Annotated in this window: 26 protein-coding genes; 13 read left to right on the top strand and 13 right to left on the bottom strand. The window is 41.7% G+C overall.

The genetic code is table 11. From position 1 onward, the window contains the following. Nucleotides 1-95: 95 nt before the first annotated feature. The 4 genes from KR50_RS15370 to KR50_RS15355 all read left to right on the top strand — a co-directional run bounded on the left by KR50_RS15370 (nt 96) and on the right by KR50_RS15355 (nt 2,699). Nucleotides 96-1,418, top strand: coding sequence for a Na+/H+ antiporter family protein (locus KR50_RS15370; protein WP_041060702.1), 1,323 nt, complete (start codon nt 96-98; stop codon nt 1,416-1,418). A gap of 90 nt (nt 1,419-1,508) precedes the next feature. Next, nucleotides 1,509-1,751 (top strand): hypothetical protein, encoded by a 243-nt coding sequence (locus KR50_RS15365; protein ID WP_052477155.1) that lies wholly within the window; start codon nt 1,509-1,511, stop codon nt 1,749-1,751. 135 nt (nt 1,752-1,886) lie between these two features. Next, nucleotides 1,887-2,270, top strand: a complete 384-nt coding sequence (locus KR50_RS15360; RefSeq protein WP_041060938.1) for a hotdog fold thioesterase — start codon at nt 1,887-1,889, stop codon at nt 2,268-2,270. A 57-nt stretch (nt 2,271-2,327) separates the two neighbouring features. Beyond that, nucleotides 2,328-2,699, top strand: a complete 372-nt coding sequence (locus KR50_RS15355) for a DUF2188 domain-containing protein (protein ID WP_041060699.1) — start codon at nt 2,328-2,330, stop codon at nt 2,697-2,699. Nucleotides 2,700-2,715: 16 nt separating this feature from the next. Here KR50_RS15355 and mnhG read toward each other — a convergent pair whose 3' ends face one another. The 8 genes from mnhG to KR50_RS15315 form a co-directional block, all read right to left on the bottom strand. Continuing rightward, complete coding sequence (gene mnhG, locus KR50_RS15350) at nt 2,716-3,090, bottom strand: monovalent cation/H(+) antiporter subunit G (RefSeq protein WP_084215633.1); 375 nt, start codon at nt 3,088-3,090, stop codon at nt 2,716-2,718. Continuing rightward, complete coding sequence (locus tag KR50_RS15345; RefSeq protein ID WP_041060696.1) at nt 3,074-3,358, bottom strand: Na(+)/H(+) antiporter subunit F1; 285 nt, start codon at nt 3,356-3,358, stop codon at nt 3,074-3,076. The genes mnhG and KR50_RS15345 overlap by 17 nt, the downstream gene beginning before the upstream one ends. Then, nucleotides 3,358-3,834: a Na+/H+ antiporter subunit E gene (locus tag KR50_RS15340; RefSeq protein WP_041060693.1), complete on the bottom strand. Its 477-nt coding sequence runs from the start codon at nt 3,832-3,834 to the stop codon at nt 3,358-3,360. Before KR50_RS15340 ends, KR50_RS15345 begins: the two co-directional genes overlap by 1 nt. A gap of 6 nt (nt 3,835-3,840) precedes the next feature. Continuing rightward, on the bottom strand, nt 3,841-5,322 hold the full coding sequence (locus KR50_RS15335; RefSeq protein ID WP_041060690.1) for a Na+/H+ antiporter subunit D: 1,482 nt from the start codon (nt 5,320-5,322) through the stop codon (nt 3,841-3,843). Beyond that, complete coding sequence (locus KR50_RS15330) at nt 5,315-5,656, bottom strand: Na(+)/H(+) antiporter subunit C (RefSeq protein WP_041060687.1); 342 nt, start codon at nt 5,654-5,656, stop codon at nt 5,315-5,317. Before KR50_RS15330 ends, KR50_RS15335 begins: the two co-directional genes overlap by 8 nt. After that, the gene (locus KR50_RS15325; RefSeq protein ID WP_041060684.1) at nt 5,656-6,081 is read right to left on the bottom strand and encodes a Na(+)/H(+) antiporter subunit B; all 426 of its coding nucleotides are present in this window, start codon (nt 6,079-6,081) and stop codon (nt 5,656-5,658) included. The genes KR50_RS15330 and KR50_RS15325 overlap by 1 nt, the downstream gene beginning before the upstream one ends. Beyond that, nucleotides 6,078-8,483, bottom strand: coding sequence for a Na+/H+ antiporter subunit A (locus KR50_RS15320; RefSeq protein ID WP_041060681.1), 2,406 nt, complete (start codon nt 8,481-8,483; stop codon nt 6,078-6,080). Before KR50_RS15320 ends, KR50_RS15325 begins: the two co-directional genes overlap by 4 nt. 580 nt (nt 8,484-9,063) lie before the next feature. Next, complete coding sequence (locus tag KR50_RS15315) at nt 9,064-9,549, bottom strand: C1q-like domain-containing protein (RefSeq protein ID WP_052477154.1); 486 nt, start codon at nt 9,547-9,549, stop codon at nt 9,064-9,066. A 705-nt stretch (nt 9,550-10,254) separates the two neighbouring features. On the opposite strand from KR50_RS15315, the gene KR50_RS15310 reads away from it, so the two are divergent. After that, nucleotides 10,255-10,824, top strand: coding sequence for a DUF5366 family protein (locus KR50_RS15310; protein WP_041060678.1), 570 nt, complete (start codon nt 10,255-10,257; stop codon nt 10,822-10,824). Between the two features lie 366 nt (nt 10,825-11,190). Here the strand turns inward: KR50_RS15310 and KR50_RS15305 are convergent, their stop codons facing one another. Continuing rightward, a complete protein-coding gene (locus KR50_RS15305) occupies nt 11,191-13,047 on the bottom strand; it encodes a transglycosylase domain-containing protein (protein WP_052477153.1) in 1,857 nt (618 codons plus the stop codon). Between the two features lie 22 nt (nt 13,048-13,069). After that, nucleotides 13,070-14,272: an MFS transporter gene (locus KR50_RS15300; protein WP_041060675.1), complete on the bottom strand. Its 1,203-nt coding sequence runs from the start codon at nt 14,270-14,272 to the stop codon at nt 13,070-13,072. A 396-nt stretch (nt 14,273-14,668) separates the two neighbouring features. Here KR50_RS15300 and kapD point away from each other — a divergent pair, with 396 nt between their 5' ends. Further along, nucleotides 14,669-15,289, top strand: coding sequence for a 3'-5' exonuclease KapD (gene kapD / locus KR50_RS15295; protein ID WP_041060672.1), 621 nt, complete (start codon nt 14,669-14,671; stop codon nt 15,287-15,289). A 107-nt stretch (nt 15,290-15,396) separates the two neighbouring features. Here kapD and kapB read toward each other — a convergent pair whose 3' ends face one another. Then, nucleotides 15,397-15,795, bottom strand: coding sequence for a sporulation phosphorelay system protein KapB (kapB, locus tag KR50_RS15290; protein WP_198134266.1), 399 nt, complete (start codon nt 15,793-15,795; stop codon nt 15,397-15,399). A 94-nt stretch (nt 15,796-15,889) separates the two neighbouring features. Between kapB and KR50_RS15285 the strand changes: the two genes are divergently transcribed. From KR50_RS15285 to KR50_RS15275, 3 genes are all read left to right on the top strand, one after another. Then, nucleotides 15,890-16,669, top strand: a complete 780-nt coding sequence (locus KR50_RS15285; protein WP_084215631.1) for a peptidylprolyl isomerase — start codon at nt 15,890-15,892, stop codon at nt 16,667-16,669. A gap of 115 nt (nt 16,670-16,784) precedes the next feature. After that, the gene (locus KR50_RS15280) at nt 16,785-18,023 is read left to right on the top strand and encodes an aminopeptidase (protein WP_041060666.1); all 1,239 of its coding nucleotides are present in this window, start codon (nt 16,785-16,787) and stop codon (nt 18,021-18,023) included. 206 nt (nt 18,024-18,229) lie between these two features. Next, nucleotides 18,230-18,436: a hypothetical protein gene (locus KR50_RS15275; protein WP_041060663.1), complete on the top strand. Its 207-nt coding sequence runs from the start codon at nt 18,230-18,232 to the stop codon at nt 18,434-18,436. 67 nt (nt 18,437-18,503) lie between these two features. Here KR50_RS15275 and KR50_RS15270 read toward each other — a convergent pair whose 3' ends face one another. Then, nucleotides 18,504-19,358: a MurR/RpiR family transcriptional regulator gene (locus KR50_RS15270; protein WP_198134265.1), complete on the bottom strand. Its 855-nt coding sequence runs from the start codon at nt 19,356-19,358 to the stop codon at nt 18,504-18,506. Nucleotides 19,359-19,523: 165 nt separating this feature from the next. Here KR50_RS15270 and gnd point away from each other — a divergent pair, with 165 nt between their 5' ends. From gnd to gntK, 3 genes are all read left to right on the top strand, one after another. Next, entirely contained in the window at nt 19,524-20,423 is a 900-nt protein-coding gene (gnd, locus tag KR50_RS15265; RefSeq protein WP_041060660.1) for a phosphogluconate dehydrogenase (NAD(+)-dependent, decarboxylating), read from the top strand. 12 nt (nt 20,424-20,435) lie between these two features. Continuing rightward, nucleotides 20,436-21,776, top strand: coding sequence for a GntT/GntP/DsdX family permease (locus KR50_RS15260; RefSeq protein WP_041060658.1), 1,341 nt, complete (start codon nt 20,436-20,438; stop codon nt 21,774-21,776). A 200-nt stretch (nt 21,777-21,976) separates the two neighbouring features. After that, the gene (gene gntK / locus KR50_RS15255; protein ID WP_041060925.1) at nt 21,977-23,512 is read left to right on the top strand and encodes a gluconokinase; all 1,536 of its coding nucleotides are present in this window, start codon (nt 21,977-21,979) and stop codon (nt 23,510-23,512) included. Nucleotides 23,513-23,558: 46 nt separating this feature from the next. Here gntK and KR50_RS15250 read toward each other — a convergent pair whose 3' ends face one another. Next, nucleotides 23,559-24,716 carry a MalY/PatB family protein gene (locus KR50_RS15250; RefSeq protein WP_041060656.1) on the bottom strand — a complete coding sequence of 386 codons (1,158 nt, stop codon included), beginning with the start codon at nt 24,714-24,716 and terminating at the stop codon, nt 23,559-23,561. 78 nt (nt 24,717-24,794) lie between these two features. Here KR50_RS15250 and KR50_RS15245 point away from each other — a divergent pair, with 78 nt between their 5' ends. Beyond that, nucleotides 24,795-25,049 (top strand): DUF1871 family protein, encoded by a 255-nt coding sequence (locus tag KR50_RS15245; RefSeq protein ID WP_041060653.1) that lies wholly within the window; start codon nt 24,795-24,797, stop codon nt 25,047-25,049. Nucleotides 25,050-25,495 lie beyond the last annotated feature (446 nt).

The following is a 25,495-nucleotide window of genomic DNA, read 5'->3' as shown; positions in this document are numbered from 1 at the left end:
ACATACAATGGGGTTTGATAATGTATGGGAGGGTTTAACACGTTACTTGTTTAGTATGGTAAAGAGTACCTTAATAGATCGTGAGGTTGATTGAGTTGAATGCAGTTATTATTGCTGTTTTAATTATGCTTGTATTGAGTCTGCTCCGGATTAATGTTGTGATTGCGTTGGTAATTGGAGGGTTGGCAGGTGGTTTAATCGGGGGGCTTACTATTGATGAGCTTGTCACCGTTTTTTCTGAAGGTGCAGGTGCAGGGGCAAATATTGCGCTAAGCTATGCTTTGCTGGGCGGTTTTGCAGTGGCGATTTCGTATACGGGACTGCCAAAGCTGCTGGTTGATAAAATTGTAAAAATTGTAGGCAAAAACGATGAATCAAGAAAACAGGCACTGCCTAAAGTTTTAATTGTACTTGCCATTTTATTTATATCTTGTTTATCACAAAATGTTGTGCCCGTTCATATTGCTTTTATTCCTCTTTTAATTCCGCCGCTTCTCTTGGTGATGAATGAACTTGAATTGGACCGCCGACTCATTGCAACGGTGATTACTTTCGGATTGACGGCTCCCTATATTTTGCTGCCGTACGGATTTGGACAGATTTTTCATAATACGATTGCAGAAAATATGGAACTAAGCGGGCTTGCTATTGATGCTTCAACGATCCCACAAGCGATGCTTATTCCGACAGCGGGAATGGTGATCGGACTAGTGATTGCTGTTTTTGTGACCTACCGTAAACCAAGACAATATGAGGAAAAGGTTATCAGTTCAACGGACCATGTGGGTGAAACAGCGATCAGCACCAAGGACCTGGCAGTAACGGTTCTTGCTATTATCGCCGCACTGGCTGTTCAGACCTTCATTGAATCGATGGTGTTTGCAGCAGTTGTCGGGCTGGCTGTTTTATTTATTTTCGGAACCGTAAAGGTGAAGGATCAGGATCAGTTGATGACTGATGGCATGAAAATGATGGCTTTTATTGGCTTTGTCATGATTGCATCAAATGGATTTGCTGCCATTTTAACAGAGACAGGTGATGTTGAAAATCTCGTAAATGGTGCTTCCAATATAATTGGCGACAGCCGTTCGCTCGCCGCGATTCTAATGCTGTTGGTCGGTCTTGTAGTAACGATGGGAATCGGATCGTCTTTCGCCACCATTCCGATTATTGCGGTTATCTTTGTTCCATTGGCGGCGCAGCTTGGATTCAGTTCGCTTGCTACCATCGCATTGATCGGAACAGCTGGTGCACTGGGCGACGCAGGTTCTCCCGCTTCTGACAGCACACTTGGACCAACAGCAGGACTGAATGCAGATGGCCAGCATAACCATATCTGGGATACATGTGTTCCGACCTTTATGCATTTTAATATTCCGCTCATTATTTTTGGCTGGATAGCAGCCTTGGTTCTATAGTGTAGGCAGATTTCTCAATTCAAGCGTATGCCCAACCTCTTCTTTCTTTATACACATATTTATATAAGGAAAGAAGAAGGAGGGAGAAGAATGCCGAATTATCCTATTTACAACTATAATCGTTCAGGTTATGGGGGCGGCCGTTTTATTGGAGCACCATTTTTTGTGGCTCCATTTTTAGGCGGCTTGCTTGGCGGGGCTCTTGGCGGTGCACTTGTACGCCCTCGTCCTTATTATCCTCCATATCCGCCTCCATATTTTCAGCCTGGTTTTCAACCGGGATATCCGCCTGGAGGCTTTGGACCAGGTCCATATAATCCTTACTACCGATAAAAGTATTTTTCATCTGCATGACCTGAGCGCTCACTATGCGCTCAGGTTTTTTTGTATAGTTCTTGATTTTTTGTATCCAAATTGTCAAGATGAAGGAGACAAAGTGTAAGGGAGAGGGGAAAGCCAGTGGAAAATATTCATGCAAAGGGAACACTATTAGAAGCATTGGGCATTGAAATCGTCTCTATTGGTAAAGGAGAAGTTGTAGCAACAATGCCAGTAAATGAGAGAACGAGACAGCCTTTTGGCTATCTTCATGGCGGTGCTTCAGTTGCACTTGCAGAGACTGTGGCAAGCTATGGTTCTGTCGCTTTGATAAATTTGGATACACATACTTGTTTTGGTCTTGAAATTAATGCAAATCATATTAAAGCGAAAAAAGATGGCATCGTTACTGCGAGAGCCAAAACGATTCATCAAGGAAGAACGACGATGGTGTGGGAAATTAAGATCGTGGATGAGAAGGAACAATTGCTTTGTGTATCGAGATGCACGGTCGCGGTTGTTGAGAAAAAATAAGTTTAGAATGATCATTTCGTGGAAATATAAAACGATCTTATCGAAAGGGTGATTTTCATGCCTTGGACGAAAAACGATTATCCGGATTCGTGGAAAAACTTAGACTCTGAAGTGCGCAGTAAAGCGATTGAAATTGGCAATGCTCTTTTAAGAGAAGAAGATTACGACGAAAGCAGAGTAATTGCGATTGCAACAGATCGTGCTGAAAAATCTGTACAGGGTTCAGATCAAGAACAAACAGAGTATGAGATTATCACTCATAAAGATGGCTGGCAGTTAAAGCAAAAAGGAAAAGACCGGGCCATCTTTGTGGAAAGCACGAAAAGCAAGTTAGAAGATAAAGCCAAGCCATATGTTTCTAAACATAACGGCAAGCTGATTATTTACACGGGTGATGGTTCAGTCGAACAGATGCTTTATGACCATTAAAAAAGAAGGATTCCGCTTATTGGCGGGATCCTTCTTTTTTCGTTTCAAATTTAACATCTTTATCTGCCAGGTCGTCCTGAATGGACTTGTCCCATAGCTTGACTCCGCTGCTGTATGCGGCTCTTGCGATTAGATGTCCTCCAACCGGTGCTGTAATCAGGACAAAAAAGATGCCAAGGATTACGCGGGAATTGAAGAGTCCTTCTTCCGTCCAAAAGAAGAGAAGTGTGCCTATTAAGATACACATAACCCCAAGTGTGGCGCTTTTAGAAGCAGCATGCGTTCGCGAGTAGATATCAGGAAGCCTGATTAACCCGATAGCAGTTACGACACTGAAAAAAGCGCCGACAAGGATAAAGAACATGATGATATACTCATTGATCTCGCTCACGTTGGATAATCTCCCCTTTCTCTAAGTATTTGGAAAAGGCGACTGTTCCAATAAAAGCTAAAATCCCCAATAGCAAAATGACCTCGAGGAAGACGCTGGTCCGCATCAAAACAGAAATAAGTCCAATAACTGAAATTAAACTGATTCCAAGTGAATCAAGCGCTATGACCCGGTCAGGAGTGGTAGGTCCTTTAATCACACGGTAAACGATGCCAATCATGGATAAAGCGACAGCAATTAGGGAGATCGATACGACAATATTTAACATTACCGGCTCACCTCCATGATTGCTTTCTCAAAGCCTTCTTTAATAGATGAAACGGCACTCTTCACGTCTGGTATGTTGAGTGCGTGGATATAGAGCGTTTCATTATCATCTGAGATATCCATGACAAGCGTGCCGGGAGTCAACGTAATTAATAAAGAAAGAAGCGTTATTTCCCAATCCTTCTTTAGTGCGGTATCATATTTGAAAATACCAGGTTTCATATCCATTTTAGGTTTTAATACAATGGCTAAAACCTCAAAATTCGCTTTAATAAGTTCCCAGATAAACATGACTGTTAATTTAATAATCGCGACAACTCTGAACATATAAAAACGTCCGCTAAGAAAACGCCTCATTCCAAAAACCACGATCATACTGAGAAAAAAACCAATGATGAAGCTTGATACTGTAAACGAACCTTCTAAAAACATCCACAGGAACGCCAAAAAGAAATTTAATAAAAGTTGAAATGCCATTTCACATTACTCCTTTAGCACGGCTTCTATATAGATTGCAGGGTCTATGAGCGGTTCGACAGCCTGTGTGATAAACGGTCTAACTGCTTCTGCTCCTACACCGTATGAGATAGCGATCACCATCAGCACTGCTGCAGGGATCCACAGACGTGAAGCAAGATGTGCTTTTGCTCCTGTATACTCTTTTGGCGTTCCCCAAAAGCCATTGGTGAAGATTTTCATTGCGGAATACAAAACAATTAAACTTGATCCCAAAATTATTAGAGGTCCAATCATTTCTCCTGCTCCAAACCCGCCACGAACTATCAGCAGTTTTCCGATAAATCCGCTGAGTGGAGGAATGCCGGCAAGAGAGAGTGTTGCCACAAAGTAAGTCCAGCCAATCAATGGGTAGTCTTTGATCATACCGCCCATGGATTTTAAATGACTTGAACCTGCAATGGCCATCATAATCCCAACTAAAAGGAAGAGCGCGGTTTTTATAATCATATCATGAAGAAGATAAAAGACAGCTCCTTCAAGACCATCCGGTGTCATAACTGCAACGCCGTATAAAATGACGCCGACAGCGATAATGATGTTGTAAATAATGATCATTTTAACATCTCTGTACGCCAGTGCGCCTATTGAACCTATTACGATTGATAACAGGGCAAGCACGCCTAAGATCATATGGGTGTAACCTGTATCGTGATAAAAGAACAAGGTATAGGTACGCATGATGGCGTATACGCCGACCTTGGTTAATAATGCGCCAAATAAAGCAAGTACCGGTATTGGCGGGGCATGATAAGAACCCGGGAGCCAGAAATATAACGGAAAGATCGCACCTTTAAGGCCGAACACAAGCAAAAAGAATATGGCGATAACCGTAATAATTCCCGGGTCATTTAATTCGGCGATTTTGACCGAAATATCAGCCATATTTAGCGTTCCGACTACACCGTACAAATAAGCAACCGCTGATACGAATAATGCAGAGGATATAACATTAATCAGTACATATTTAACGGACTCACGCAGCTGTGCTTTTTTTCCTCCCAAAACAATTAAGAGGTAAGAGGAAATTAAGAACACTTCAAAAAATACGAACATGTTGAAGATATCACCTGTGGTAAATGCTCCATTTAATCCAACCATTAAGAACTGAACGGCGATGTAATAAAAATATCGTTCGTATTCGTCCTCAAGATAGTAAATAGAGTACCAGATCACGGCCAGCGTTACGATGCCCGTAGTAAGCACAAGAAGTGCAGACAGCATATCAGATACTAAAGGTATACCAAATGGTGCCGGCCAGCTTCCCAGGTTTAGTGTTTGTATGCCATTTTGTCTGATTTCAGCTATTAGTACTACTGCCGCCGCTATAGTGGCAACGGTTGAAATAATTGAAATTGTGCGCTGGGCCTTAATGCGTTTCGGGAAAAACATTAGGATTACGCCAGCCAGCAGTGGAATTAATATAGGAAGCAAAGGTAAATTAATCATGACTTTCTGTACCTCTCATTTCTTCCATATTATCTGTTCCTAATTCCTGATATGTTCTATAAGCAAGTACCAGGAAGAAGGCGGTGACCCCGAAACTAATAACGATAGCTGTCAGGACAAGAGCCTGCGGCAGCGGATCTGTATATGATGATATATTGTCATTTAGAATAGGTGCAGCACCGGTTTTCAAACCACTCATGGTAAGGAGCAGCAAGTGAGCCCCGTGACTTAAAAGACCTGTCCCAATGATAATTCTTAATAAGCTTTTAGATAGCATCAGATAGACGGCACTGGCAAACAGAATTCCGACTACAATGCACATTAGAAATTCCATTATTCACTCTCCCCTATCGTTTGAATAATGGTCATTGTTATACCAATTACAACCATGTAAACACCTATATCAAATAAAACAGCCGTATGAAGCGACGTTTCACCTAACAAAGGAAGATCAAAATAGTCATAAGCATGTGTGAAAAAAGGAACGTTGAATAACAATGAACCAGCTGCTGTAAGGACAGCGATTAATAATCCAGCTGCCGTCATCAATTTGTAATCAAACGGCAGAATATTGTCCAGTGTTTTAATGTCATAAGCAAGCAATAGCAGAACCAGTGCTGCTGCTGTCATCAATCCTCCGATAAATCCGCCTCCAGGTGTATAGTGGCCGGCAAAGAACAAATGAATGGAGAATAAGATGATGATAAACGAAATGACTTTCGTAACGGTTTGTAAGATCAGGTCATTGGTTTTTCTCATTCATTTTCACTCCTTGCTGAACGATAACGGATCATCGCGTAAATTCCAAGTGCCGCAACTCCAAGCACGCAGATTTCAAACAGTGTATCAAAGCCACGGAAATCCACGAGTATAACGTTTACCATATTTCCACCCGCTGCAAGCTCATACACATTGTCAATATGATATTGAGAGATGGATTCAGATGAGCGCTGACTGAAAGCAGACATGGCAATTAAGGTAATTGTAATTCCTACCAGCACGGAAAGAACAGCATTTCCAAAACGGAATCGCATCCGCTCTTCTTTTCTGCTGATTTCAGGCAAATGGTAAAAACAAAGCAGGAACAACGCAACGGTTACCGTTTCTATGACCAGCTGAGTAAGCGCTAAGTCAGGTGCTCTGAATAAAACAAAGAACAAAGCAACAGAATAACCGACAACGCCCAGTGCTACTATAGAAGTAAGGCGTGATTTTGCAAACAGGATCGTTACTGCTCCAGCTACAAGAACAAGCGCCAGAATCACTTCATAGCTCTTAATCGCTGCAAGCCCCGATGTATCATAAACGAATCCTTGCTTAATGATGAGAGTGGACATCAAAATCGCAACAAAGAATGAGAAAATATACACTAAATAGGTTCTCATAAATCCAGTCATGACTCCGCTGGTTAAGCGGTAGCCGCCTGATTCACTTCCCGAAAGTCCGCGGTCATACAGGCCATTTAATGTAAATCGCTCCGGTATGCGGTTATACACACCCTGCCATTTTGCAAGGGTCGAATACAATACAATTCCGAAGAGAATAATGCCGAGTGTCATAAATAATTCAGGCTGGAATCCATGCCAGAAATAAATATGAACATCTACTTCCTGTCCGGACTCAACAAGACTTGGCAAAATGGCTTCAACAGCCGGCTTAATCAAACTATTGGAAAGCAGATTCGGGAAAAATCCAAATACGACAACCAATGTAATGAGCACAAGCGGCGATATAAGCATGCCAATTGGCGCTTCATGTGGTTTTTTTGGAAGTTTATCAAATTGCGGCTTGCCAAGGAACGTTTTGAATACCAGCTTGATGCTGTACACAAACGTAAACACACTGGCAATCCAGGCGATAACAGGAAACAGTACGCCCCATGTGCTTAAATTAAAGAGATCAAGCTCAAGAACCGAAAGCATTCCAGTTAAGAACATTTCTTTACTTAAGAACCCGTTAAATGGAGGAAGGCCTGCCATTGAAAATGACCCGATAATGGCAATTGTAAATGTAATAGGCATCAAATTAACCAAACCGCCAAGCTTTCTTATATCCCTTGTGCCGGTTTCGTGGTCAACAATCCCAGCCATCATAAATAAGCTTCCTTTAAACGTTGCATGGTTTATTAAATGAAAGACAGCAGCAATCGTGGCAATCATGTAAATATTGTCGTCGAGATAATCATAATGCAGGGCTGCTGCACCGACTCCAAGAAGTGACATAATCAATCCAAGCTGGCTGATTGTAGAATAGGCCAATAACGCTTTTAAATCAGTTTGTTTAACAGCGTTAAAGGATCCCCAGAACAAGGTGAAAATACCGAATCCGGCCACAAGCCAAAGCCAGAGCCCTGATTCTGCAAATACCGGACTCATTCTGGCCACAAGGTAGATCCCTGCTTTTACCATCGTCGCAGAGTGCAGATATGCACTTACTGGTGTTGGAGCTTCCATCGCATCAGGAAGCCAGATGTGAAATGGGAACTGTGCAGATTTTGTAAATGCTCCAAGTAAAATTAAAAGGAGTGCCGGAACAAATAAAGGATCGGTAATCAGCACATCCGACAGGCCTATAAGCTCCTGAATACTGAAGGTTCCACCCATGAGATAAAGGAGAACAATTCCTCCAAGCATGGATAGTCCGCCAAAAACAGTAATGAGCATGGACTTTTGAGCACCGTATCGGGATCTTTCCCGGTCATACCAATAACCAATTAAAAGGAAAGAAGAAATGGAGGTGAATTCCCAGAACATATAGAGCACAATCAAGTTATCTGAGAGAACGACACCAAGCATCGCGCCCATAAACATTAGAAGATAGACGTAAAAATTATGCAATGCTTCTTTCTCTTTTGCCAAATAATAAATGGAATAGAGGACGACGAGCGCGCCAATTCCTGTGATGAGCATGGCGAATAATAAACCAAGACCATCTACATGCGCGATAAAATTAATGCCGAGAGAAGGAATCCACTCGAATGTCTTGGTTACTGTTTCTCCGTCCCCGGTAACAGGGAGGTATTGAATAAAGTAAATAAAAAGGAACAGCGGAACAAGTAATACAAACCATCCCGTATGAATGCTTTTCAAGCCCTTAAATAAAAAAGGGATGAAAACTGCCGCCAAAAAAGGCAGGACAATGGCTAGGTGAAGCAACGACAACGAAAATCCCTCCTTAATACATCCATCACATTAGAATCCCCATAATACAAGAGGCTACACATGTAAATAAGGACTACTTTAGTAAGCAGCTCTTATCTGCATACGCAGTCCTTCGTGATTTGTCCAATTTTGTTTGTGTAAATAGAAGTATAACGTAAAAAAACTTTCTATGCATGCTTGAAAGTCTGCGTTCAGCGGTGTTCTAAACCACTTATATATATGAAGAAAGAGAACGAAAAAGAGTATAAATTAATAAATTTGTCGAATTTTGCTGTCGGTTATTATCCTTTGAAATGTTTTATTGGTTTTTTATTAATGAACTAGAATGTGCTGCGGTGTATTGCTATTCCCTGGTCTGCATACAGATGGATTAAAGGGAAGACTGTAACCAGAGATAACGAAGAGGACCGCGTCAAGGTAAATATCTTATTAAATTACAATCCATGAATCCACTTAATAAGACTTTTGGTCTTAATTTTGTGAAAAAAAGACTACTGGTATAAAGACTATTAATAGGCTTTATATCAGTAGCTTCTGATGTTTCATTATAGAATTACCTAAGCCTTTCCAATAAGGGATTTTAAAAAAGTTTAGCTCCTGCGAAACTTGATCGCTGGTCAATTGTGACCGTACCTGGAGTGGTACTTAATGCGAAAATTTCTACTTTGTCCCCTTTATTTAACTTAACTATCTCACTAAGGTCTACGACATTAAAAAATACAGCGTTGAATCCTGTATAATCTGCTTCCACATCTTGACTGTCCCCATTGATAACTAAGTTCATCCCAAATTCGTAATCAACGTTATCATCAGTAGGATTAAATGATAGTGTTGCAGTAAATAAATATATACCTGCCTCTTTTGCAATAAATGAAGATGTGGAATTATTGTATTCGTTGCTTAGATCAAACTGTTCGTCATTAAAGGAAACTTTAAAATTAACACGTGCTGTTGGAATTGGAGTTTCTGCATTTTTAAGTGCCCTAAAAGCAGATTTAACTTCTTTAGGCTTTATCCTCCCACAACACTTTCTTGGGTTCACATTACTAGAGTGATTGTTATTCAAAAAGATCACCTCCTAATCTATTAACTATCATATTCAAAAAATTACCAAAACGAATAATTGCTAGTCCTAGGATGTCAATTTATATTTGTTTATGGGACAAAAAAGTGCTTAAACTGGATGCAATTAACACTAAAATTGAAATCTGTTTAATAAAATGATCTAAGTGCTTTCTACATATAACCATAAGAAAACTACTTATAGATCGTCTTCTATTAATAGGGGTATATTATTTGCATGTAGAAACCAATCTATTAAATAGCTAAAATTAAAAAAGGTTAGGGTTAAAAATGAGGCAGTATATATGATTAGCATGAGGTGATCGGAGCGGAAGGTGGTGACTCCTGCAGGATATGACGGCAAGCTGAGCCTTTACAGGGCAACGCCCTGAAAAGGCTCAGCGCCGTCCCTGCGGAAGGAAAGCATCCACCTGAAGCGAAGTGAACCGGTCTAAGAGCTTGAGACACAATATTCCCTAGCTCTTTGGTTTCCTGTTAAACTTCAGAATAATTAAGTAGTAAGGCGTAGTTCCAAGATTTTACCGTAAAACTCATGCTAAGTCTTTTTCCATATCCGTTAGAATGGTACATTAAGTTTAATTAAATTAAGGGGCTGATAATGAAGGTTAAGTTTACATTTCCTTTTCATTCCTATCCCAAACTATTAATATGTAAGAGACAACTGTATGTTATAACTTAGGAGAGAATCATGAAAAATACTTACTTAACTGGCTATCTTCCGTTTTTTTCAATTCTGATGTTCAGCTTAACTTTCTCTGTATACGGAGTTGGGGTAAGTGTAGATCTGTTTAAGGGAATTGGAATTTATGCCGGTATGCGCGAATTTTTATCTGATATTCAACTTAAATTATTCATCTTAATCCTGCTAATGATTTTGTTCTTTATGGTTTTTGCTGCATTGAAACTTATAGCAGAAACGATCAATGAAGCAGCATTGCTCTTTTTTTCGCGTGATCGGGAAGGAAAAGTCCTTCAGCTGGTCAGATCAGGCTCAATTATTTATTTCGCGGGTTCTTTAGCAAGTGTTGCGAGCTTAAAATCCTTTATCGGCTTAGTCAGCATTTTTTTAGTTACATCTTTCATCTATTTTGTTTATTTTGTCATTAAAACAAGCTCAACGCTGACTCTTGCCGGAACCATGGGAGTTATTTTATTTGAAGTATTAATCTGGTCGGTTCTCGTTTCAGGTATTCTTTATGTGATGGTTAAACTTTACAACAGCCTTATGGCAAGTCTGCCAATTCTCGATCAGCTTTAAACCGCACACTGCTCTAGGTGAGAGCTATTGCATCGTCATTTAGGCTGGATAACAATACCTGGGACTAACATAGTAAAAAGAGGTCGGGACAAAACTCCAAAAAGTTTAAAAAACGAGGTAGTATTTATAAATAGTAAGAGGTGAACGGAGCGGAAGGTGGCGACTCCAGTAGGATATGACGGCAAGCTGAGATTCCGCAGGGCAAAGCCCTAAGGAGGCTCAGCGCCGTCCCTGCGGAAAGCGTTCGCCTGAAACGCAGTGAACCGGTCAAAAAGGCTGAGACATTTTTGTCTCAGCCTTTTCTAATCGGTTTCCATTTAAAGATCATGTTCAATATCACTATTTTGACGAGCATCTTAATCCTGCTTATTGCATCATATCCCGCCAAATAGCATGAGCCGGCCGATCAAGTTCAATCGTTTCCATACTTTTCGGCAGATCATGTCCTACCCATACGCCAGTTGTGTATTCATCCGTTAATCCAATGGTCCAGTAATCAAAGTACTGGTTGGTCGTGCCGGTTTTGATTCCTACGTAAGGCTTAGTTACATAAGCTGGTTTTCCGGTTCCGGACAGAGCTGCTTGTGACAGCAGTTCTCTCATTTTAGAGGTAGTCTTTGGGGACCAGACTGTAACAGAATTTTTAGGCCATTCATAAAGCAAATTCCCCTGGTCATCTGTCACCTTTACAATGGCATGTGACCGTGAGTAACCCCCATCAATAAAGCTCGTATAAGCATCTGTCATTTCCAGTGGAGACATCCCATACGTAAATCCTCCAACTGCAGAAGCAAGTGTTTCGTCACTTTTTTCTGTATGATTGAATGAAAAGGGCGTTAGGTAGTCATGTGCTTGCTCCACGCCAGTCTTTTCGAGTAAACGAATAGCAGGTGTGTTAAGAGAGAGGAGAAATGCTCTTGCTAAGGATACGTCTTTATAGCGGGCACCCCCGTAATTTTCAGGACAGTAATCTTCTTTGCAATAGTCGCTTGCGTCTATCTTCTGAGAAAGAGCCGGCTGGAACTGTTCGATGTAAGGGCCATATACGAGCAGCGGTTTTATAGTGGATCCCGGCTGCCTGAGCGCCTGAAATGAACGGTTAAAATTATATTTTTTGTAATCCTTTCCTCCCACTACCGAAACGATTTCTCTTGTCTCGTTCCGAATCATAACGCTCGCGCCTTCAACTCCTTCATAGGGGAGATGATTCTGCAAGGTGCGGACGTTTTCTCGTTGAAGCGCTGGATCAAGGGCAGTGTGAATGGTTACACCTGACTGCAAAATTTGATCCGTGCGTTTGGTCAGGGCTTTTTGAATTCGTTCTGCTTTTTCTTTTGAATCAGCCTGCTTAATTTTTTTTGCATAGCCTTCACTTTCAGCGATTAACTCCATTAATTCGTGCTCCACATAGACCGCATAATCCGGATAATGATCAATACTTTCGAATAAGTTGAGATTTATTTTCTCTGCCTTTATGTTTTCTCCTTCTTCTGCTGGTATCTTGTTTTCAAGCACCATTAAATCAATGAGTCGTTCCTGCCGTTCTTTTGCCGCATTAAAGTGATCAACTGGATCGTATTTTCCTGGATTATTCGGTATCGCAGCCAGGAAAGCAAGCTGTGCGGATGATAAATCCTCGAGTTCCTGCTGAAAGTAGTAAAGGGAAGCAGAACGAATGCCATATACACCGTTGCTGAAATAAATAATATTAAAATATCCCTGTAAAATCTCCTCTTTCGTCAGAGATTGTTCAAGCTCATACGCATAGACCAGCTCGGTCAATTTACGGTTATATGTTTTTTCCTGAGTCAGATATAAATTTCGGGCAAGCTGCTGCGTGATCGTGCTGCCACCCTGTTGAATGTGAGTAAATACAAGGTTTTTTACGACAGCCCGAATAATCGCTCCTGCATCAAATCCGATATGATCGTAAAAATTGCGGTCTTCAGAATAAATGATAATGTCCTTTAAAAACTCAGGCAGCTGATCTTCCTCTGCATAATAGCGCATTTCAGAAGATCCTTGAGCGTACCGGTCTCCGTTTTTATCCACCAGAAAGCTGGTCTGGCTTGGAAAAGACTGGTTCACATCAATCGTTGCTGAAAGTGCTTCATTAAAGGTTAAAACACTTTTGTACTCTTTATTTGTCCCAATCCAGAAAAATAAACACAAAGGAAGCAGCAGCCCAATGGCTATATATCCGATGGTCATGCGCATCTTCATTCACTCGTTTCTTCTTTTAAACTTACAGTTGACTGGCAGAGGTTATTTGTTTTCGGCTCCACCATAATAAACTAAAGGCGCATAGAAATAAGCCGCCGGTTACGTAAAATACAGCTGAAATACCAATAAAACCAGAAACAATTCCGCCAAAAACCGGGCCGATTACATTTCCTAAAAATCGGAAGCTTTGATTGTATCCAAGGACTTCCCCCTGCATGGAGACGGGGGCGGCGTGTCTGATAAAAGCTGTCACGCTTGGAATAATGCCCCCAATGGCCATCCCGAACAAAAAGCGCAAAATAACAAGCTGCCAGAGTTCTGTGACAAGTGCCTGAGGGATGATAAATACTGTTGACAGAACCAGCAGCAAAGTAAGTACTTTTTCGTACCCGATTTTGTCACCGAGCCTGCCCCACGAACGAGTAGCAATCAAGTTTCCAAAGCCTGTTGCTGAAAATGCCAGACCCGATAAAAATGCGATATTGGAAGCAGACGTTAACCCTCCAACGTACAGGGCAAGAAGCGGCTGGATGCTGAAGTTGGCCATCTGAACTAAAAATGATAGAAACATAACCGTTAACAAAAGGCGATGTCCTGTAATATGTTTGAAGACTTCTTTTCTTGTATAAACGGTCTCATCTTTATTATCGGCTGATTTTTTCTTTTCTGAAATGCCAATTAGTACAACGGTGGCAGCAATTGTAATCGAAGCAGCTGTAATAAGAAAGGTATAATTAAAGCCAAAGGTATCTGCCAGGATCCCTCCAATGAGAGGACCAAATAAACTGCCGGACACCGTTCCCATTTGAAGAGTGCCGAGTGTTCGTCCTGCAATATGGCGAGGCGTTTGAGAAGAAATGAACGCGAGAGACGTAGGGATAAAACCAGTAACTAATCCCATACATAATCGAAGAATAAATAATCCTTCAACGGACTGAATAAACCCCATTAAAAATATGCAAAGAGCAATGCCGTACCCTGTAATTAACAGAATCGGCTTATAGCCAAAGCGGTCTCCGAATCTGCCCCATATAGGAGAAACAAAAAATGCAGTAAGAAATGTGATGCCAAAAACCAGTCCAGACCATTTTTGCACGTAGTCGGACGAAAAATTCCCCATAGTCTCGATATAAAGTGATAAAAACGGCAAAATCATCGTAGCACTTGCAGCAACTAAAAAATTCGCTATCCACATGATCACCAGGTTCTTCTTTTCAATCGTCAAAGCAAACACCTTCTTTTTTGGACAATTACTTGAGAATACATTACTTTATATTTCGTCTTTCTAAATAAGTATACAGGATCGGTTCGTGTGTGCAACTGGAGAAAGAGAGCGTTAATTGTCGTAAGAAAATTCAGACTTCTGTGTCTCCTCTTCCCTTTAACATGGTATAATCAATCATAATAATTTTGCATAAATTGATCAGCCGCTATAGCAGCAAGGTTTACTTCGCAGTCTTATGAATAGCGGAATGAAAAAGGACAAGCATTACTTTTTAGAAAAAAGAGCTGGAGAAAGCGGGTGTTTTTTGAATACTGCCAGAAGCTTATCTCTCCATTTTTTAGCAGCTGACGACCTCAACCTTGCGTAAACATAGCCATATAGAAGGGAGATAAAGAGATGAAGGGAAAAGAACCAGCACTTATCTTTATTGATTTTGAATTTTCTATGCCTGAAGGCCGGGGACCTAAGGGTTTTTTTCCGGAAATTATAGAAGTTGGATTGATCAGCGTCTTCGAGCGGAAGGAATCCAATCAATTTTCAAGTTATGTAAAACCAAGAGTGTTTAAACGGCTGTCTAGACGCTGCCGCTCATTTTTATCCATTACTCAAGAAGATGTAGATCAGGGCATTACACTTGCGGCGCTGGTAAAAAAGCTTGCTGCATTAAATAATGGTGGACACAACAAGGTCGTCACATGGGGCAACATGGACATGAGAGTCCTTCGGCAAAACTGTGAACGGGCACGTCTTCCTTTTCCGTTCAGCGGCGAATTTATTGACCTGTCGATGGAATATAAACGGTTTTTTGGTGATCGAAATCAGACAGGCTTATGGAAGGCTGTGCAGGAGTACGGGCGCGATGGTGTAGGGAATCATCATAAAGCACTTGATGACGCGATGACCACCTATCATATTTATCAGCTTGTAGAAAAGGACAAGAGCTATTTAAATAAAGTGGAACCAACGACGATCGGAGACAGGGTCGATTTTACGAAGCTCCAGCAGCTTGTACAATAAAAAGAAGGAGAACAGCCGGTCGGGGGCTTGTTCTCCTTCTTTTTATCCTACGCTGATTAAAGCGTATTTACTTTAACTAATATAATGATGCGATCAGCTTACACTCATTAGAACGTTATTGAATACATAAGCTCATATTCTTTTTTTACTTCCATGAGTGCTTCATAGCTTTTTTCCTCAAAAGGACCGGGGCTGCTTTTCAGTTCTTGTTCCAGCGCTGCAACGGAGGCTCTTAAGCTATCGAAATATTCGCCTGGCACTTCTTCAAATGGCTTAATCATATTGAGCGGAATATTTGCCCGTTCATTAAATGCAAGTGCCTTGCGTTCATGAAACAGCGGTACGTCTGTCTCATTAGGATGATGAAGATCACCTTGTTTTGGATGCTTTAGGACTTCTTTAATTTGAACAACTGCGTGGCTGCCCTTGTTTTCGGTCAATTTTCCAATATAAGCACCTGTTTTGTAAAATGCCTTAACCATCTGTCCGACTTCAATCTGTGACATCATGAATCACTCCCATCTTTACTTCCTTCTATTGTAAAACAAACGGATGATTTTTTGTTCTTTTTAGGTTAAAGTAAGGATGGAGGCGAATAATATGAAAATTAAATTACTTGGAATTTTCCTGATTTTTATCCTGATGCTCTCAGCTTGCGGTTCAAATGAAGAAGAGGCAGTCACAGGTGGGTCAGAAGAAGAACAAACAGAAGAAACCACTGAAACTGAAGAAACAGATGAATCAACAGAGGCAGATGAATCAGCAGAAGCTGGGTCAAATGAACCGGTTGAGTACCCGCAGTTGAATGAAGAGGCAACTGATGAGGAACCCGTTGCAAAAATGGTGACAAATAAAGGAGAAATCACGATTAAGTTTTTCCCGGAATATGCACCTAAAGCGGTTGAAAATTTTCTGACGCACAGTAAAGATGGATATTATGATGGTGTTACGTTTCATCGTGTGATCGATGAATTTATGATCCAGGGTGGAGACCCTGAAGGAACAGGAAGAGGCGGAGAAAGCATTTATGGTGAGGCTTTTGAAGATGAATTTACCCCTTCTTTAATCCATGTCCGCGGTGCTCTTTCGATGGCCAATTCCGGACCGAATACGAACGGCAGTCAATTCTTCATCGTACAAAATAAAGAATTACCCGAAGGATTCACGGGTCAAATGGAAGAGGCGGATTTCCCGGAAGATGTGATTGCCGCTTATGATGAAAATGGCGGAACGCCTCAGCTTGATGGCGTACATACCGTTTTTGGACAAGTGATTGAAGGCATGGAAATCGTGGATGAAATCGCTTCGGTAGAAAAAGATGAAAGTGATAAACCGGAAGAAGATGTTATCATCGAATCGATTGAGATTATTCAAGAGTAAAAATGGCGAGAAGCCAATCCTGATTTAATCAAGCGGTGGAACTTTCGTCTTAACGGAAGCTTCGCCGTTTTTTAATTTTTATCTAGACAATTTATTTAAAGAAAGGGGAAACGAAATGAATACAGCGCAATATGATCATTCTCTGGAAAAATACGCAGAGCTGGCCGTGAAAGTCGGTGTTAACATTCAGCCTGGTCAGTACCTATGGGTAGCAGCTTCAATTGGAACCGAGGATTTTGTACGCTTAGTCGTGAAAAAGGCATATGAAGCCGGTGCCGGAAACGTACATGTGCAGTGGAGTGACGAGGAAGTGACGCGCAGCTTTTATGAACACGCCCCTGAGGATGAATTTAATTTTTACCCTCCATGGCTTGTGGAAGCTCATAAAGAAGTGATCGACAAAAAAGGAGCAATTCTCAGCATTGAATCAGAAAACCCTGATTTACTTGCGGGAATTTCAACAGACCGCATTACTTCATATGCTAAAGTGAAAGCAGAATCGCTGGACTATTTTTACGAAGTGCTTGAAAAAGATGGAATCAGCTGGTCAATTGTAGCTCTTCCTTCTCAAAAATGGGCAGATAAGGTGTTTCCTGATGTTTCCCAAAATGAGCGGGTTGAAAAGTTATGGCAGGCAATTTCCCGAACAGTGCGGATTGACCAGAAAAATCCTGTGGAAGCTTGGAACAGCCATATAGAATTGCTTCAAAAAAGAGCCGCTCAGCTGACGGAGAAAAATTTCGCCAAGCTGCATTATAAGGGTAAAGGGACGGACATTACTGTAGAACTGCCTGAAGATCATATTTGGCTGACAGGTGCCAGTAAAAATGAGCAGGGCCACCCATTTATTGCAAATCTCCCAACAGAGGAAGTGTATACAGTTCCTCATCGTCTCGGGGTAAATGGGGTAGTTTCAAACACCAAACCGTTAGCTTACCAGGGGAATATAATTGATGGTTTCTCCTTAACGTTTGAAGAAGGCAGGGTAGTGGACATCAAAGCTGAAATTGGCCTTGAACTGCTTGAGAAAATCGTTTATATGGATGATGGATCCGACTATTTGGGAGAAATTGCTCTCGTCCCCCATCAATCACCTATTTCCAGCACTGGCATTCTATTTTACAATACGTTATTTGATGAAAACGCCTCAAATCATTTTGCGCTCGGTTCCTGCTACCCTACATGTGTAAAAGGCGGAATTTTCATGAATGATTTGGAAAGGGAAGTTCACGGCTTAAATGACAGTGTGGTGCATGAAGACTTTATGATCGGATCAGAAGAAATGGATATTGATGGAATTCATAGGGATGGGACCATTGAGCCGGTATTCAGAAAAGGAAACTGGGCCTTTTAAAAAGACTGCTAAAACAGACCGGTTAGCGGGATAAGGTGTCAGTGGATTGTATAAAGGGAATGACCAGGAAGTATTCTGGTTACGGCATCGTAATTAAGTGGTTCCTAGCCCGCAGTGTGTCACGAAACGTTCACTCTCCTGAAGTGGTATGAATGGAGATGTGTTGTTATAATGGAGCCAAACATGCGTTGAGAGGATGATAAGGCATGACTGGCTTATTTTTACTGCAATTATTTTTGTATTTCCCGGAAGATAAAAGTGAATACATTCCAGCAACTTTTTGGATGCTGTTGTTTCTTGTGTTAACCGTTCTTACATTTAGATGGATTGTGCGTGTCTCCAAAAGGCAGGAAGAAAAAACAAAAGAATTTGAAGAAGAAATTAATCGCGAAAGACAGCAGCAAAAGCAATGATTTTAAAGCCATAAATTTAAGATAAACCGAATTACAAAGCTCGAATAGAGTCCGTAATTCGGTTTTTTTAGATTCTTTTAGTTGAAATGGCGTTTCGCATCTTTTCAAGAGCAGTCTGCCCATTCTCTTTTAATGAACGCATTACGCTGACATATAACGCATCAATGTAGCTGAGCTGAGCGATGCGGGATGACAATGCCTCTGAGCGGTGATCTGTTTCATCGGACAGCGTGTAAAGGGACAGGTCGGCCAGTGTGCTGAGTGGCGACTTAGCAAGGTTTGTAATGGCAATCGTTTTAGCTCCGGACTTTTTAGCGATCTGACAGGTTTTCAACATATCTTTAGTGGAACCGGAATGAGACAGGAAAATCGCGCAATCGCCTTTTTGAAGCTGTGACGCACTCATCAGCTGAATATGGGAATCCGGAGGTGCTGAGACAAACAATCCAGTCCGGATAAATTTATGGTACGCATCCATTGCCAGAATAGAGGAACCGCCGCTTCCGTAAAATTCAATTTTGTTAGCTTCCAAGATAAATTGAGCCGCTTTTTCCAGCTGAGCCGCATCAATGATTTGCATGGTATCTTCAAGGGTTTTCATGTTCGAACGAAATACTTTTTCAGCCAGTGTTTTCATATCATCCGCTTCAGTAATTTCGTCATGGATATTTTTTATCGGTGTGACCACTTCTGAAGCCAATGAGATTTTCATGGATTGATAGCCGGTGAAGCCAATTCGCTTACAAAAACGAAAAACCGTGGAATCAGCTACGTTAAGTTCTTCAGCAAATTGGGTAATCGTTAAATGAATAATGTTTTGTGGATCATTTAAGATGAAGTCAGCTATTTTTAATTCTTTTGTACTGAAGCTTGGATATAAAGATCGGATCTTAGCTAAGCATAGTCTGTTGTCTGTAATCATTTTGAGTACCTCAGATCTTTAATGGATTTTGCATCTTCGTACGCCGTTATTCTCCACTTTCATTATAAAATAAATTTTTTTTCATTGAAAGCGATTGCAAAAAGAATTTTTTTCTTTATAATGACTAGTAGATGAAAAATATTTCGAAATAGGCAGGTGCTTTATATGAAAATCGGTATGATCGGGTTAGGAAAAATGGGCTTTAATTTAGCATTGCAATTACATGAACGAAAATTTGAGGTAGAAGCGTTTGACTTAAATGAAAACGCTATCGAAAAAATTTCTTCACAAGGTATTTCAGCACATCGTTCAATTTCGTCATTGGTACAGGCTTTTGAAGGCAAAAAGATTTTGTGGATGATGGTTCCGGCGGGCGATGCAACAGAATCTGTTTTCGAGCAGCTGCTCAAAGAGTGCGGAGAAGGTGACATTATTATCGATGGAGGCAATGCTCACTATAAGGATTCAATGCGCAGAGATGAACAGGCCTCTCAAAAAGGCATTTCCTTCTTTGACTGCGGAACGAGCGGGGGAACAGAAGGTGCACGTAATGGAGCCTGCCTGATGGTAGGAGGAGACAAAGAAAAATTCGCAGAAATAGAAGAGATCTTTAAAGAACTTTCTGTTGATAACGGTTACTTACATACGGGGCCTGCTGGCAGTGGTCATTATTTAAAAATGGTTCATAACGGGATTGAATATGGCATGATGCAGGCGATTGCAGAAGGGTTTGAAGTTCTCGATAAAAGCCCTTTTCCTTATCAGTTTGAAGAAGTAGCTGGCGTATTTAATCATGGATCCGTTATCCGTTCGTGGCTGATGGAGCTGACACAATCGGCTTTTTCAAAAGACAAGGACTTATCTTCAATAAAAGGAATTATGCATTCATCAGGTGAAGGAAAGTGGACCATTGAAGAAGCGTTGAATCTTCAAACAGCTACTCCGATTATTGCTTTATCTTTAATGATGCGCTATCGGTCTCTTGAAACAGATACATTCTCAGGAAAAGTCGTTGCAGCTTTGCGAAATGAATTTGGCGGTCACGCTGTAGAAAAAAGCGAATAGGAGGAACGTAAAATGGATGGTTCAATGTTAATTTTAATTGCAGTTGCCGGGATATTCTTATTGCTTTACCTGGTAATGGGCGTAAAACTTCACGCGTTTGTGGCACTTTTGCTTGTCAGTTTATTGGTTGGTGTAGCAGCGGGAATGCCGCTTGGCGATGTTCTTGCGTCAGTAGAAGCAGGGATGGGCGGTACCCTTGGATTTGTGGCAGTTGTCGTCGGTTTAGGAGCGATGTTCGGTAGAATGCTTGAAGTTTCAGGCGGAGCAGAGCGTCTGGCGCAAACGCTGATCGGGAAATTTGGTGAAAAAAATTCCCAGTGGGCGCTTGGAATTACAGGTTTTATCGTAGCTATACCCGTCTTTTTTGATGTTGGTTTTATCATATTAGTTCCAATTATTTATGGCCTGGCAAGAAAAACAGGTAAGTCTCTATTATTCTATGGAATTCCTTTGTTAGCTGGATTAGCCGTAACGCATGCTTATATTCCGCCAACACCTGGCCCAATCGCTGTGGCCTCGATTATTCAAGCGGACCTTGGATGGGTTATCCTGTTTGGTGCCTTAGCCGGTATCCCTTCAATGATCATTGCGGGACCGATCTTTGGTAAGTATATAGCCAACAAAATTCATGTTGTTGTACCGGAATATATGGAAGTAGAAGAAGCGGATCCTGACCGTGATCTGCCAAGCTTTGGGTTAATTGCTTTTCTAGTATTTATTCCATTAATTTTAATTTTAGCAAACACTTTGTCAGGCGTTTTATTGGATGAAGGGAATACAGTGCGTTCTTTCTTAACATTCCTTGGACATCCGTTTGTGGCGTTAACAATTGCAACTCTATTAACCTTCATTTTGCTTGGAACCCGCCGCGGCTATACGCGTGATGAGGTTCAAAGCATTGCAACAAAAGCTCTGGAGCCAGCCGGTATTATTATTCTTGTGACGGGTGCCGGTGGTGTATTCAAGCAAATTCTCATCGACTCCGGCGTAGGGGCAGTGCTGGGTGAAATGATGGCAAACTCTTCACTTCCTCCCATCTTAATGGCATTTGCGATTGCATTGCTCGTTCGTGTAGCGCAAGGTTCTGCAACCGTTGCAATGGTTACAGCAGCGGGACTCATTTCACCAGTTATTGAAACAGTGGGTTATGCGGGCCCGATTCTTGGACTTATCGTTATTGCGATTGCAGCAGGTGCAACAGCAGTATCCCATGTAAATGACTCAGGCTTCTGGCTGGTAAACCGGTATTTTGGACTGGACGTGAAAGACACGCTTAAAACCTGGACGGTAATGGAAACCATTATCGGGGTAGTAGGCTTCACAGTTGTATTCATTATCAGTCTGTTTATATAATAGTAGAAGAAGTATACTAGTCTTATAGACATGAAACTTAAGAGAGCTGACAGTTACTTTGTCAGCTCTTACTTATTTGTTCTGACCGGTTTGTAGTAGAATAAACAGAAACTATACAGGTTAATGAGTCTTTATTTGCAGACATTGATTATTGCATATTGTTTTATCGAAACAGTTGAAAAGACAGGAGGACAAGCATGATGCAGCATACGCATATGATTGGGGTAGATATCGGTACCACGAGCACAAAAGCCGTGGTATTCACTAAACAAGGAGAGTTTGTCTCTAAAGAAAACATTGAATATCCTCTTTACACACCTCAGCCGGGGACAGCAGAGCAGGATCCGGAAGAAATTTTCATCGCTGTTTTAAAAGCAATCGGTTCAAGCATTGAAAAAAGCGGATTAACGGCTGATGCGATCGCCTTTATTTCCTTTAGTTCTGCCATGCACAGCGTCATTGCTGTGGATGCATTAGGCAAGCCGCTGACAAACTCAATTACCTGGGCGGATAACAGGAGCAATGAATATACAAAGAAAATTAAAGAAAACAATGGTCATGCGATCTATCTCCGCACAGGAACGCCGATTCATCCAATGTCTCCATTATCCAAACTTGCGTGGCTTAATGGAGAACATCCGGAGCTGTGCCGGAAGACAGCAAAGTTTATTTCAATAAAAGAATATGTATTTTTCAAGCTTTTCGGCCGTTACGAAATTGATTATTCCATCGCTTCTGCAACCGGACTTTTTAATCTTGCTTCTTTGGAATGGGATAAGGAAGCGCTTGAAGTAGCGGGTGTGTCACGTGATCAATTATCCACCCCTGTCTCCACCACTCATTTTATGTCAGGATTGTCCCCTGAGCATGCCCAAACAATGGGTGTGCACGCTGATACTCGTTTTTATCTTGGAGCGAGCGACGGAGTTTTGTCTAATTTAGGTGTAAATGCAATGGATAAAGGTTCGGTCGCTATTACGATAGGAACAAGCGGAGCAATCAGAACGGTAACCGACCGGCCGGTAACCGATCCCAAAGGCCGTATATTCTGCTATGCATTAACGGAGGATCACTGGGTAATTGGAGGGCCTGTTAATAACGGCGGCATGATCTTCAGGTGGCTGCGGGACGAATTATGCCAGGACATTGTACAGGAATCAGCTGTTAATGGATCGAATCCTTATGACACGCTTACCAAGATAGCAGACAGTGTACCTCCAGGTTCTCACGGGTTGATCTTTCATCCGTATATGGCGGGCGAACGAGCTCCGATTTGGGATGCCAATGCAAGAGGGTCTTTCTTTGGATTAGGCTTAAATCATAAAAAAGAAGACATGGTACGATCTGTATTGGAAGGAATTTTGTTTAATCTTTACAGTGTGCTTTTGGCATTAGAAGAACTGATTGGAGAACCAAAACGCATTCAGGCAACAGGAGGGTTTGCTCAGTCAGCTATTTTAAGACAAATGATCGCAGATATCTTTGATCAGGAAGTTGTTGTTCCTGAAAGCTTTGAAAGCTCTTGTTTTGGAGCATGTGTACTTGGTTTATACGCAACAGGTGAAATGAAGAGCCTTGAAGAGGTAAGCACTCTTGTCGGTTCCGTGCACACTCATCAGCCAAATCAGGAAGCTGTCTCTACTTATCACAGAGTACTGCCGATGTTTATCCGTTTGTCCCGATTGTTTTCACAAGAATATGAGGAAATTGCACGCTTGCAAAAAGAGTTGGAATAAAAAACAGCCGCACAAGGAATCCCGAGTGCGGCTGTTTTAGTAGTAATTACTCAAATGCAAGCTTTAGTCGTTTAATGCCTTCTTTGACGAGATCTCTTGAACAGGCGATATTCATCCGAACATGTCCTTCTCCGCCTTCTCCATACTTTTCACCAGGCTCTAATGCCAGCTTGGCTTTTTTCAGCAGGGCTTCCTGCACGTCTTCATCACTTTTACCCGTTTTGCGAAAATCCAGCCATAATAAATACGTGCTATCAGGCTCCATTAACGTTACGCCTTGGATCTCTTGAACGGCTTCTCGAACGAGTTTCAGATTGCCCTCTAAATAAACCATGAGCGATTGAAGCCATTCTTCGCCTTCTTCATACGCCGCTTCCATCGCTGCTATGCCAAATGTGTTTAAAGTGAAAAATCCCTGCTTCGTTTGCTCTGCTTGAATTTTCTCTCTCATTTCTTCACTCTCAGCAATGATAACGGATGCCTGCAGACCGGCTAAATTAAATGTTTTACTCGGTGCTGCCAACGTGACAATGTGATCTGACTGAGTCTTTGCCGCGTGGGCCGCAGGTATATGCTCAGCGTGGCTGTAAAGCAAATCAGAATGAATTTCATCAGAAACGAGCGTAACATCATGCTTTCTGCACAGTTCGCTGATTCGGCTTAATTCATCTTCAGACCAAACTCGCCCTGAAGGATTATGCGGACTGCACAAAAGAAATAGTGAGGAATTCTTTATTTTTTCCTCAAAATCAGTCCAGTTTATTTCATAACGGCCCTTCTCCTCAACTAATAGAGAGGAAGCCAGTTTACGGTCATTCAATTCAATCATTTGAAAAAAGGGGGTATAAACCGGTGTAAGCGTCAGCACCTGATCCCCTGGCTTGGTCAAAGCCCGTATGACGGTTGAAATTGAAGGAACAACGCCATTTGAATACATGATCCAACCTGGTTTCACGTTCCACCCATGTCTTCGCTCCATCCATCCTGCAACTGCTCTTCCGGTCGAATCCGGAACGAAGGTATAGCCATAAGGAGGCAGCTTCAGTCGCTTTTCCAATTTGTCCAGTACTGCTTGAGGCGGTTTGAAATCCATATCTGCCACCCACATTGGAAGCAGATCCTCGCTGCCAAAAACCGTTTTCAGCATATCCCACTTCACAGAAGAAGTACCTGCACGGTTAATCGGTTGATCAAATTGTTCCACTATAAATCACATCCTTTTCATTTCTCTCTTCTATGGTATGATAGATTCACATATTTTCAAAATGATTAGGTGGGACATATGATTACAAAAGAGATGAATTATAAATTAGTTGCCCTATTACAAGAGTGGGATCCGTTTAAAATAGGGGAAGAAGAATATGAAACAGAAATAGACGATGTACTTCAAGCTGTTGACGACCATCACCACCCCTCAGACTTAGCTAAACGCATTCAAGCCATATATGAATACTCCTATAAACAGTGGATTCCCCTTCAGGATTGCACGAAAATATCCTATAAGCTTTTAGCAGTTAAAATGGAAGCGGGCGTATAGTAAGCAAGCTCAAAACGATCCGCCTGACGAACGAACAATCGTCAGGCGGATCGTTTTTTATATTTAAAAGGGGACCGGTTCATTTCCGTTTCAGGCGGAGGCTTTCCGCGGGGCGGGAGGTGAGCCCCTTTGATGCTGTCGCATCTGTATGGTCTCACCCTTCCCGCTTTATCCCGCTGGAGTCCCCGCCTTCCACTGCAATGAACCTATTCTTTTTAAAGCTTATCAGATACCTTCAGGTCTTCTTAACCCAAAACTTCTGACTAGCAATTGTTCTTCTTTTATAGAATTAGAAGAAGACCGGTTCATTTCCGCTACAGGCGGAGGCTTTCCGCGGGGCGGGAGGTGAGCCCCTTTGATGCTGTCGCATCTGCATGGTCTCACCCTTCCCGCTTAATCCCGCTGGAGTCCCCGCCTTCCACTGCAATGAACCTATTCTTTTTTAC

It is taken from the genome of Jeotgalibacillus campisalis (assembly GCF_000829515.1).
GTDB classification, from domain to species: Bacteria; Bacillota; Bacilli; order Bacillales; family Jeotgalibacillaceae; genus Jeotgalibacillus; species Jeotgalibacillus campisalis.
This window is presented reverse-complemented; position numbering and strand designations above follow the sequence as displayed.